Raw genomic sequence first — 11204 nt, forward strand, 5'->3', positions numbered from 1 at the left:
AGTTCACAAAGGAGAATTCAACATGAACACCCCTAATCTGGGTTACCGCGTCGGGGCCGGCGCCCAAGCCGGGGCCGTCTTCGACGAAGGCCTGCGCCAGCATATGCTGCGCGTCTACAACTACATGGGTGTCGGCCTGGTGGTCACCGGACTGATCGCCTTTCTGGTGTCGTCGACGCCGGCGCTCTACGTTCCCATCTTCTCCAGCCCACTGAAATGGGTAGTGATGCTGGTCCCGCTCGCCTTTGTCATGCTGTTTTCTTTCAAAATGCAGACCATGTCGGCGGCCAGCGCCCAGGCGATGTTCTGGGCCTTCTGCGCGGTGATGGGCCTGTCGATGGCCTCCGTCTTCCTCGTCTTTACTGGAACCAGCATCGCCCGGACCTTCTTCATCGCGGCCAGTATGTTCGGCGCCACCAGCCTCTACGGCTACACCACCAAGCGTGACCTGACCCAGTTCTCGTCCTTCCTGATCATGGGCTTGATCGGCGTAGTGATCGCCAGCGTCGTCAATATCTTTCTCGGCTCGACAGCTCTGCAGTTTGCCATCTCGGTCATCGGTATCGCCGTCTTCATCGGCCTGACCGCCTGGGATACGCAGACGATCAAGGAGCAGTACGCCGAGAATTTCGACGCCGAATCGCGCCAGAAGCTGGCCGTATTCGGTGCCTTCTCGCTGTATCTGAACTTCATCAACATCTTCCAGCTGCTGTTGAATTTCACCGGCGAACGCGAATAGACCGTCCGCTGTGGGCAAGGGCGATGATTGTCGCTCTTGACGCGGAAGGGGTGGCCGGAGGGAAACCTCCGGCCACAATTCGTTCGGGCAAACGGCGAGCTGCATCTTGAGTCACTGACGGCTTTTGCTACTCTGCCGCTCGTCGACCCAACACCACGCGAGGATCTGTGGCAGACAGCCAGACGCTTCATGGCGACGGCATATCGGCGGTCATAGTCGGGCAGGGCGCCGAACTTGTGTCCCTGCGGGATGCGAAAGGGTTCGAGTTTCTATGGCAGGCCGGCCCGGAATGGCGGCGCCATTCACCTGTACTGTTTCCGATCGTCGGGCGGCTCATGGGCGATGTGTTGCGGTATCGAGGCCGGACCTATCCGATGTCACAGCACGGATTCGCGCGTGACAAGCCCTTTGCCTGGGAGGAGAGGGGCTCCCGGTCCTGCACGCTCGTTCTCACCGACGATGCCGACACCCGCATGCATTACCCGTTCGCCTTTCGGCTTGCGGTGACCTACACGCTGGATCGCCAGCAACTTGGCGTGGGCTTCGAGATCAGCAACACAGGCGATGAGCCGCTGCCGGCATCGATCGGAGCGCATCCGGCATTCAACTGGCCGCTGCTGCCGGATCTGGCCAAGACGGATTACCAGCTGACGTTTGCCGACAATGAAGTGGCGCCCATCCGCCGGCTGAAAGACGGCCTGATGTTGGCCGCGCCGCAGCCAACGCCTGTGCAAAGCAAGACTCTCGAACTGTCCGAGCGACTGTTCGACGAGGACGCTATCATCCTCGACCGCCCGGCCAGCACCAGAGTCCGCTATGCCGCCGGCCACGGTCCGGCGGTCGAAATGTCATGGCAGGGATTTCAGGAGCTGGGCATCTGGTCGAAGCCCGGGGGCGCGCCGTTCCTGTGCATCGAGCCCTGGCACGGCACCGCGAGTCCGATGAACTTCGATGGCGACTTTACCGACAAGCCGGGGGTGATGCTGATCGAACCCGGCGCGACGCGCGCGCTGAGCTATCAGATCCGGATCAGCACAGAGCCGGGGTGATCGCAACCCGGCGAACCATTAGGTCGTCGCTTTCTCATATTCGATAGTTGCCTGCCGCCCGCCTTGCGCCGTATGATTTTCAACAGCGGGGCGCGCCGATGGCACCAAGGTTCATTGCAAGACAGCTTTCACGACCAACCGGGATAGGTGGCTGGTTGGTCAGACTTGGCATGAATCGCGGCAATGCAAAGCTGAATGCCTTCGCGCTTGATCAGCTGCAGGTGGCAGCGCTGGATCGAGTCGTGGAGGTCGGATTTGGCGGTGCCGTGGTCATGCCGCAGCTTCTGCGGGACGCAGCATTTGTATGCGGTGTCGATCGATCCCAGGATGTTGTAGACGCTGCCGCTCGCCGCTTTGCCGATTTCGTCCACTCCGGACGAGCAGAGTTCAAAGTGGGGACAGTCGAAAACCTGCCGTTGCCAGACGCCACCTTCGATAAGGCCCTTAGCGTCCACACAGTGTATTTCTGGCAAAGCCTGGAGGCTGGGTGCAAGGAGATTGCGCGTGTGCTCAAGCCTGGCGGGCAAATTGTGCTGGGTTTCCTTCCTAAAGCCCATATGGATCGGATGAAGATGCCAAGTGACATCTTTACCCCGCGCGATCCGGACGATGTCATGGCCCCCCTTGAACAGGCGGGCTTCCGCATGGTGGAGACGCGCAGACCAAATTCCGAAAGCGGGTGGGTGGTCGCTACTGGTACACGCGCCGATGACCGCTAAGCCCGATTTCGTCCTAGATATAAAGTCGCATAAGATAGATTATGGAACTGACGGATAGGGTCGAAGCGCGGCTAAGCCCATGAAAACAATAACCTATCTCCCGCATGAGACGGTCTGCTACGGTCACCGATGTGATTCACATTGCTATGGCCGCGAAAGATGGCCCGCTGTGTTCCAATGAACCGACGGATCATCGCTGCGACTCATAAGGCAGTTCGACTACCATTCCATCATATGCCGGCTCGACGTTCGCGGGCGTCTCGGTCATGACCGTGGCGTAGTCCAGCGGCACGTGCATATGCGTCAGCACGGCGTGGTTCGGCGCCAGTCGCTCGATCCAGCCGAGCGCTTGCCCGAGCGACAAATGGCTCGGATGCGTCCTGTATTGCAGCGCGTCGATGATCAGCACGTCAAGATCGCGCAGCCGGTCGGCGGTACTATCTGGAAAATCGCTGATGTCAGGGCAATAGGCCATACCGCCGATACGGAAGCCGAGTGAGATGATGTCGCCATGCACCTGCGGCAGAGGCTCAAGGGCGAGGGCACCCCCCTCTCCTTCGATGACCAACGGCCTCTCATGGCTGATGATGTGGGGGGTGACGATGGGCGGATAGGAGCTGGCCGCCGGCGTTTCGAAACAGTAACCGAAAGCCTGTCTGAGCCTTACCATTGTCGGCTCATCGGCATGGACATTTATCCGGTGGTGCTGATCGTGGACGAAGCCGCGCAGATCATCGATGCCGTGGATATGATCGGCGTGCGGATGGGTATAAACGACCGCGTCGATGCGCCGGACCGAGGCCATCAGCATCTGCTGGCGAAAATCCGGCCCGGTATCGATGACAATGGTCGTGCGGGCGCCATTGGCCGCGATGCGCTCGATCAGGGCCGAGGCGCGCATGCGCCGATTCTTCGGATTGTCGGGGGCGCAATTGCCCCAGTCGCCGGTGATCCGGGGAACCCCTGGCGACGAGCCGCAGCCGAGAATGGTGACGCGAAGCCGGTCCGCCATGCTCAGGCACTTTGCTCTACGGGGCGTGGCATCTTGCGGAAAAGACGAAAGAAATTGCTGGTCGTCAGTGCCGCGACTTCGGCTTCGCTGACGCCGATCGTCTCGGCCAGGACCTTGGCTGTGTGCGCGACATAGGCTGGCTCGTTGCGCTTGCCGCGAAACGGTATGGGCGCCAGGTAGGGCGCGTCGGTCTCAACAAGAAGGCGGTCATTGGGCACATCGGCTGCTATGGCGCGCAGTTCGTCCGAATTCTTGAAGGTGAGGATGCCCGAGAATGAGATGTAGCCGCCGAGCGCGATTCCGATTTCGGCCAGCCGGCGTCCGGACGAAAAACAGTGCAGGATGAATGGGAAGGCCCCCTTCTCTGTTTCGTTCTCGAGGATGGCGGCCATGTCGTCATCGGCGTTGCGCGCATGGATGACCAGAGGCAGCCCTGTCTCGCGTGCCGCGGCGATGTGATTGCGAAAGCCTTGCGCCTGTGCGTCGCGGGGCGCCTTGTCGTAGAAATAGTCCAGCCCGGCCTCGCCGATCGCCACCACCTTCGGATGTGCGGCGATACGGATCAGGTCCGCCGCAGTGATGTCAAGCTCCTCGTCGGCATTGTGCGGGTGGGTGCCGACCGAGCAATATACGGCGTCGAAAGCTTCCGCGATTTCAACTATTTGCTGGAACCTTTTCACACGGGTCGAAATCGTCACCATGCGCCCGACACCGGCGGCAAGGGCGCGGGCGACGATGGCGGTCCGCTCCTCGGCGAAATCTGGAAAATCAAGATGACAGTGGCTGTCGACGAGCATCAGGCTTCCGCACCCTGCTTTTCAACATAGCGTGGGAAGACGCCTTCCGGCGCGGGCAAGGCGGTGCCCGGCACCAGCGCGTGGTCCGCGTGGACATGCGCGAACTCACGCTCTCCGGCCGGCACTGCCAGCAGGTCGAGCAGTTTCGCCGCCGAGCCCGGGACGAAGGGTTGGCAAAGCAAGGTCACGCGCCGGACCACTTCCGCAGTCGTCCACAGCACGGTTTCCATACGCGCCGGATCGGTTTTCCTGAGCGCCCAGGGCGCTTGTCCGGCGAAGTACCGATCGGCTTCCGCGACGACGTCGAAGATCGCCGCCAAGGCAACATGGGTCCCCTGCCCGGCCATCGCCTTTCGCGCGGTTTCCAGCGCTTCCACGGCCTGGTCGAGGATCGCGCTGTCGGCCTCCGTAAGGTCGCCGCGATGCGGCACGGCGCTAGCGCAGTTCTTGGCGATCATCGAGAGCGAGCGCTGCGCCAGATTGCCGAGCCCATTGGCAAGATCGGCATTGGTGCGGTTGACGATGGCTTCATGGCTGTAGCTGCCGTCGTTGCCGAACGGCACCTCACGCAGGAAGAAGTAGCGCACCTGGTCCAGACCATAGTGTTCGACCATCGTGAATGGATCCACGACGTTGCCAACCGATTTCGACATTTTCTCGCCGCGGTTGAACAGGAAGCCGTGCGCGAAAACGCGCTTTGGCAGCTCAATGCCGGCCGACATCAGAAAGGCCGGCCAATAGACCGCATGGAAGCGGACAATGTCCTTGCCGATGATGTGCGTGGCCGGCCAGTAGCGCCATTGCTCCGCCTTTGTGTCGGGATAGCCCGCGGCTGTGATGTAATTGGTCAGGGCGTCCACCCAGACATACATCACATGCTTGTCGTCGCCCGGCACAGGCACGCCCCATTTGAAGGTCGTGCGCGAGATCGACAAGTCCTTCAGTCCGGATTTGACGAAGCTGAGCACCTCGTTGCGGCGCTCGGTCGGACCAATAAAGTCGGGCTGGTTCTCGTAAAGTGCCAGCAATTTGTCCTGATAGGCGGAAAGCCTGAAGAAGTAGCTTTCTTCCTCGTTCCATTCGACCGGCGAGCCCAGCGGCTCGCGGCGCACGCCATCTTCGCCGAGCGTCGTCTCGCTCTCGTCGAAATAGGCCTCCTGGCGAACCGAATACCAGCCGCTATAACGATCGAGATAGATGTCGCCATTGGCGGCCATGGCTTTCCAGATCGCCTGGCAGGACTCATAGTGGCGCGGCTCGGTCGTGCGAATGTAATCGTCATTCGAGCCGCCCATAGCCTCTGTCATCGCGCGGAAAATCGCCGAATTGCGGTCGGCCAGCGCCAGAGGCGTTATGCCTTCCTTCTCGGCCGTCTGCTGCATTTTGAGGCCATGTTCGTCGGTGCCAGTCAGGAACAAGACGTCCTTGCCGTCCAGCCGCTGGAAGCGGGCCAGCGCGTCGGTTGCGATGACCGTATAGGCATGGCCGATATGCGGCTTGCCATTCGGATAGAAGATCGGGGTGGTAATATAGAATGTGTCGCGTGACATGAATGAAACCGTCATGAACGTCTGAATGGAAGGCGTGGCGGTGGATATCGCATCGGGACGGCGATTGCCATCCCAAGCCGGCGGCCCGTCACATTCGCATTGCAGAATTCAGGCGGTCGATCATCGTCAGGGCGTGCTGCTTCTTGTCGAGATTATAGGTATCGTTTTCAGATATAGCCTCAAGGGCCTCATGCCAAGTGTCCGACAGGATCTTGGCTCGCTCAAGGTCTCCCGCAAGGGCTGCCACGCTCGCCGCCTCCGATAACAGCTCCAGCGCCCGCCGGTTGAAGATGTCGAACTGGATCGCCTGGTCGCGGCCGGAGACCGCCTCGGCAAGGCGGAACGCTCCGCCCGTGTCGCCTTTCTTTTCGGCCACCAGGGCGTCCAGTGCCGAGGCGATCTCGAGGCCGCCATACTGGGTCAAGAGGATGGCGTTACGCGCGCTGCCCCCTGCCCGCTCAACCAGCGCGGCGCGCGCCGCCGGATCAGTGGGCGGTGGAGGTTCGACGGTTTCCAGCACAGCCATCAGGTCTCCTGCGTCGAGTGGCGACAGGCGTATCACCTGGCAACGCGACCGGAGCGTCGGCAGCAGGCTGCCCGGAGCGTGGACGATCAGGATGAACAGCGTCCGTGCAGGCGGCTCTTCAAGATTCTTCAGCAAGGCATTGGCCGCATTGGTGTTCATGTCGTCCGCCGGATCGATAATGACGACCCTGTAACTGCCATCATGCGAAGTCATCGCAAGGAAGCGGTTGACCCTTCGGATCTCATCAACGGTAACAACAGTCTTGAAGCTCTTGGTCTTGTCGTTCGGCGGACGCGTCAAGTGCAGCACGCCCGGATGGGCACCGGTTGCGATCTGGCGAAAAAGCGGCGAGGCCGGATCTGGGATAGCAAGGGTTTCCGGCGCCTGGTCAAACTGCGGGTGCTTCAGCAGATGATGGGCGAGATGGAATGCCAGCGTCGCCTTGCCGATACCAAGAGGTCCGGTGAAGATCAGAGCGTGCGGCAGCTTTCCCGAGCGGTACGCTGCGGCCAGCATCCCGGCCGCCTGTTGATGTCCGATCAGACGCGGCGTTTCGGATGGCTCGGGAACGCCGTCCAGCGTGTCGTGCTGTTCGGGGGCGATGCGTTCGAAGATCATGCCGGCGTTGCCCGCCTGTTGGTTTGCGCGGTGATCGCTTCCAGGCCGGCGAACACGGCGGCGGTGACGACGTTCTCGACCGTATTGGGGTCGGCGGACGCGTCGACCACGATGCAGCGCCGGGGTTCTGCTGCGGCGATTGCCAAAAACGCCTCCCTGCGAGCCTGGTGGATGGCCAAGTTTTCCTTTTCGAAGCGGTCGGCATCGGCATGTGCGCCGCGACGAAGCGTGGCGCGCCTTAGGCCCTCGACCGGGTCGATGTCGAAGATCAGCGTCATGTCGGGCATCATGCCGTTGATCGCAACCTGCTCCAACGTGGTCATGAAAACCGGGTCGACGCCGCCGGTTACCCCCTGATAGACCCGCGACGAATCCAAGAACCGGTCACAGAGCACGATAGAGCCGCGATCGACCGCCGGCCGGATGACCTGCTCGACATGATCGGAACGCGCGGCGGCGAAAAGCAGCGCCTCCATCTTCGGTCCGAACGGCTCGGCGGCACCGGAAAGCAGTACGTGCCGCACCGCTTCGGCGCCGGGTGAGCCCCCCGGCTCGCGCGTGACGACGACATCGTATTTCTTGGCGCGCATCTTCCTCGCCAGCCGCTCGATCTGCGTCGACTTGCCCGCGCCTTCGCCGCCTTCGAAGGTGATGAAAAAACCTCTTGCCAATCGAAATGCCTCTGCCCGCGCCCGGGTCGACTGTAGCGCATGAGGGTGAAAAGCGGGAAACGGTTTTCGCCATGGTTCATGTGCGAATGGAGCAGATCAGGAGGTCATGCGCTCATCCACCCGGGAGGAGCGCTGCCCTATAGTCCTGCTTGTGGAAAAGGTCCACGGTGCTAGCGCAACCAGCCAACCGCGAGTTCCTTGGCGGCGTCCAGCGCTCGTTGCGGCAGCGTCCCGACGCCGATCGATTCGGCCGCGAACAGCGGCGTCTCCTGGCTCAGCGTGTCGCCGATCCAGACGCGCAAGGCCCCCACGGGCTGCCCTGCCTCGACGGGCGCAGCGACAGGGCCATCGTAGACTATTTTGGCCGTCAGCTTGTCCCTGTTGGTAATGGGCAGGAAGATTGCGATCGGCCCTCCGGCTTTCAGGGCCACGCCGGATTTGGCGCCGCCGAATACCTGCGCTTCGCCGACCACCTCGTCCTTGGCGAAGATCTCGGTCTTCTCGAAGGAGCGTGCACCCCAGTCGAGCAGTTTACGCGCTTCCTCGGCCCGTTCCTTGTCGTTGGCAAGGCCGCTCATCGCCGCGATCACGCGCGCGCCATTGTGGTTGACCGAGGCGACGATGCCGAAGCCGGAGGCCTCGCTGGCCCCGACAGCCAGGCCGTCGGCACCGATATCCATCGCGAGCAGCGGATTGCGGTTCCGCTGGGTTATCTTGTTCCAGGTAAAGTCCTGCTGGCTATAGTAGCGATAGAAATCGGGATAATCTCGCCAAAGGTGAAGCGCCAGCAGCGCCAATTCGCGCACCGTGGTGCGCTGCCCGTCCGCTGGCAAGCCCGTGGAGTTGACGAAGATCGACGTCTTGAGCCCGATCTGGCGGGCACGTTCGGTCATCTGTGCGGCGAAATTGTCTTCGGAGCCCGCCATGCCTTCGGCGATGACGATGCAGCCATCATTGGCCGCCTGCACGGTGACGCCCTGGACAAGATCCCCGATCCTGATCGCGGATTTGAGCTTGGCGAACATCGTCGATGTGCCCGAAGGTGCCCCGCCTTTGCGCCAGGCGTTTTCACTCACCACGAATGTATCGTCGAGCGTAAGCCGTTTGGACTTCAAAGCGTTGAAAACGACTTCCATCGTCATCAGCTTGGCCATCGAGGCCGGCTGGATCGGCTTGTCGGCGTCTTTCGCAAACAGCACCGTTCCGGTCTCGGCGTCGATCATGAAGGCCTGGGCTGCCTTCGTTTCGAAAAGTTGCGCGCGAGCCGGAGCGAGGGGAAGCAACAACAGGCAAAAAACCAGAAGCCCGGCGAAAGGCTGGCATAAGCGAAGCGGCATGAAATTCGACCCGTTTGGCCGGCAAGTCCGGCAAGCCCGCGAAAACTATCGGGCTTTTTCGCCGTCGGATCAACACCTGGCTTCCGGTCAGTTCCGCACGGCCAGCGCATCCGGCGCGCCATGCGACCATGCCGCCTGCAGCAGTTCGTCGAGATTGCGTTGGCCCTCGGGATAGAGATTGACCGAATACCAGTCCTTGCCATCCAGATTCGAACGCTGGATCTCGGTCTTGCCGAATTCGGCGAGCTGCGAGGCGACACGCTCGGCTTCGACCGCATCCTCGAAGGAACCGGCTGCCACATAGGCCGCCGACGGACTGGCCGGGGGCGCCAGCCGCTGCGAGGACTGAAGCATATCAGACGGCGACATGCCGTCGCCGCCGAGGGCCGCGAAGACATCCGAAGCGCGATGGGGCCGCTCATCCGCATAGGACAACGACGCGACGGCGAATGGCGATTGCGCAGGCAGGGCGATCTCCGGGCGCTGCGGCACGATTGGGCCGAAATCGGGCAGCGCCACGTCACCAAAGGCCGGCGTTTGCGCCGACATGACTGGTTGTGCTTCAGCCGCGTCGGTCGGCTGGCCTGGGAACGGCACCGCGGAGGCGGCTGCCGGCAGGCTGGGCGAAGGGCCATTCATGGCGACCATCACCCCGGTCGGTAGGCCGTCCGACGGATCCGGTATGCGGTTGCCGGGATGGTAGGAGGCCATCAGATACTTGTCGTCGTCGCCGTCCAGCGGTGCGCGGCCGACATATTCGACTTTGACCTGGGCAGTACCGATATTGGCATAATCGAGCATCTGGGCGGCGCGCTCCGAGACGTCGATGATGCGGCCGTCATGATATGGGCCGCGATCATTGACGCGAACGATGACGGAGCTGCCGGTCTTGAGATTGGTGACGCGGGCGTAGCTAGGCAGCGGCATGGTCGGGTGCGCCGCCGTCAGATGCGTCATGTCGTAGACTTCACCATTGGCGGTGAGCCGGCCGTGGAAGGCATCGCCATACCAGGAGGCCAGACCCACCTTGGCGTAGTGCTTGTCCTCCTTCGGGTAATACCATTTGCCGCGCACCTGGTAGGGCTTGCCCAGCTGGTCCCGGCCACCGCCCCGCTGTATGCGGCCGTCCCGGAAGAAAACACGCGGGCTGGCCTTCACGCCATATTCGGATTCGGCGAAATATTCCTTTGACCGGGTTTTCTTGTAGACCATGCCTTTCGGCTCGGGCTGCGACGCGCATGCGGCCAGCATGCCGGCAGAAAGAGCGAGCAAAGCGACCGTGGCAGCGCGACGAAGACGCGGGTGCGTCATGGTCTGCATGTTCAAGATGTCCCCTACAATCTCACCAAAGATTAAGCCGCTCGACCGTCAGAAAAGTGAAGCCCTCACATACTGGCACGGCGGCCCGTACTGCATCCTTGTGCGCAGGAATTGCTTATCACGGTATTAACCAATTGTGGCTGGAAACGGGCAAGATTATGGCGTTGGCTCCGGGTTCAGAGCCCTGAAAAGCGACCGTTCTTCGGGGGCGCAGAGCTTGAGAATTTGGGGCGCTTGGTGATGATCACCATCCGTCGCGAGCCTAATGGAAGATGGTTGAGAGGCTTTCGTCGCGGGCACTAGAGCAGTGCACGCGAATGCCGGAGGAATGGCCGAGCGGTTTAAGGCGCCGGTCTTGAGAGTGGCGGAAGGGGCCCCGCCCAGTTCCACGCGATCACGACAAGTGCGACTTCGGGGCTATTTTGAAGTCGCACCGGCTCTGCCGTCCCTCTCCGTCGCTGCCCTTCATTGCCAGTCCGGTGCCAATTCTTTCCCGCCACTATCGTGAGGAGTGTTGGACAAGGTTCAAGACAACTGCCGCCAACCGCGCCTGGTTCGTCGGCTTCGGCAGTACCGCCACCTTAGCGAAACGGAGCGGTAGGGCCGAATCGTCATAGCCCGTCACAAAAGCGAAAGGGATGCCTTTTTCGTGTAGCGTATCCGCCAGCGAGAAACTCGTTTCGCCGTTCAACTGCACATCCAGGAGCACGGAATCCGGCTGTTCTCGTGCGATCCTGTCGAGGGCAGCTTCCACTGAAGGCACAGGGCCAATGACTTCGCAGCCGGCTCGGCGCAGATGCTCCGCATGGTCCTCGGCGATGAGCCATTCGTCTTCCACGATCAAGATGCGCAGAGCGGTTGCCAAA

The 11204-nt window shown here is 61.6% G+C and carries 11 protein-coding genes; 3 read left to right on the forward strand and 8 right to left on the reverse strand.

The genetic code is table 11. The features are described from left to right. Window positions 1-22 precede the first annotated feature (22 nt). The 3 genes from LB513_RS17660 (at window position 23) to LB513_RS17670 (ending at window position 2507) form a co-directional block, all read left to right on the forward strand. Window positions 23-739, forward strand: coding sequence for a Bax inhibitor-1/YccA family protein (locus LB513_RS17660; RefSeq protein WP_224664788.1), 717 nt, complete (start codon window positions 23-25; stop codon window positions 737-739). Between the two features lie 167 nt (window positions 740-906). After that, on the forward strand, window positions 907-1788 hold the full coding sequence (locus LB513_RS17665) for an aldose 1-epimerase family protein (protein WP_224664789.1): 882 nt from the start codon (window positions 907-909) through the stop codon (window positions 1786-1788). A 170-nt stretch (window positions 1789-1958) separates the two neighbouring features. Next, window positions 1959-2507: a class I SAM-dependent methyltransferase gene (locus tag LB513_RS17670; RefSeq protein ID WP_224664790.1), complete on the forward strand. Its 549-nt coding sequence runs from the start codon at window positions 1959-1961 to the stop codon at window positions 2505-2507. A 190-nt stretch (window positions 2508-2697) separates the two neighbouring features. Here LB513_RS17670 and LB513_RS17675 read toward each other — a convergent pair whose 3' ends face one another. From LB513_RS17675 to LB513_RS17710, 8 genes are all read right to left on the reverse strand, one after another. After that, window positions 2698-3519 carry an MBL fold metallo-hydrolase gene (locus LB513_RS17675; RefSeq protein WP_224664791.1) on the reverse strand — a complete coding sequence of 274 codons (822 nt, stop codon included), beginning with the start codon at window positions 3517-3519 and terminating at the stop codon, window positions 2698-2700. Window positions 3520-3521: 2 nt separating this feature from the next. After that, window positions 3522-4316, reverse strand: coding sequence for a TatD family hydrolase (locus tag LB513_RS17680; protein WP_224664792.1), 795 nt, complete (start codon window positions 4314-4316; stop codon window positions 3522-3524). Next, window positions 4316-5866 carry a methionine--tRNA ligase gene (gene metG, locus LB513_RS17685; protein ID WP_224664793.1) on the reverse strand — a complete coding sequence of 517 codons (1551 nt, stop codon included), beginning with the start codon at window positions 5864-5866 and terminating at the stop codon, window positions 4316-4318. The genes LB513_RS17680 and metG overlap by 1 nt, the downstream gene beginning before the upstream one ends. A gap of 88 nt (window positions 5867-5954) precedes the next feature. After that, complete coding sequence (locus tag LB513_RS17690; RefSeq protein WP_224664794.1) at window positions 5955-7010, reverse strand: DNA polymerase III subunit delta'; 1056 nt, start codon at window positions 7008-7010, stop codon at window positions 5955-5957. Then, window positions 7007-7681 carry a dTMP kinase gene (gene tmk / locus LB513_RS17695; RefSeq protein WP_224664795.1) on the reverse strand — a complete coding sequence of 225 codons (675 nt, stop codon included), beginning with the start codon at window positions 7679-7681 and terminating at the stop codon, window positions 7007-7009. The genes LB513_RS17690 and tmk overlap by 4 nt, the downstream gene beginning before the upstream one ends. Before the next feature lie 170 nt (window positions 7682-7851). Then, a complete protein-coding gene (locus tag LB513_RS17700; protein WP_224664796.1) occupies window positions 7852-9018 on the reverse strand; it encodes a D-alanyl-D-alanine carboxypeptidase family protein in 1167 nt (388 codons plus the stop codon). Between the two features lie 87 nt (window positions 9019-9105). After that, on the reverse strand, window positions 9106-10338 hold the full coding sequence (locus LB513_RS17705) for a septal ring lytic transglycosylase RlpA family protein (protein ID WP_224664995.1): 1233 nt from the start codon (window positions 10336-10338) through the stop codon (window positions 9106-9108). 499 nt (window positions 10339-10837) lie between these two features. After that, on the reverse strand, window positions 10838-11203 hold the full coding sequence (locus LB513_RS17710) for a response regulator (protein WP_224664797.1): 366 nt from the start codon (window positions 11201-11203) through the stop codon (window positions 10838-10840). Window position 11204 lies beyond the last annotated feature (1 nt).

Origin of the sequence: Mesorhizobium sp. ES1-1, from assembly GCF_020164785.1 — a bacterium.
GTDB lineage: Bacteria > Pseudomonadota > Alphaproteobacteria > Rhizobiales > Rhizobiaceae > Mesorhizobium.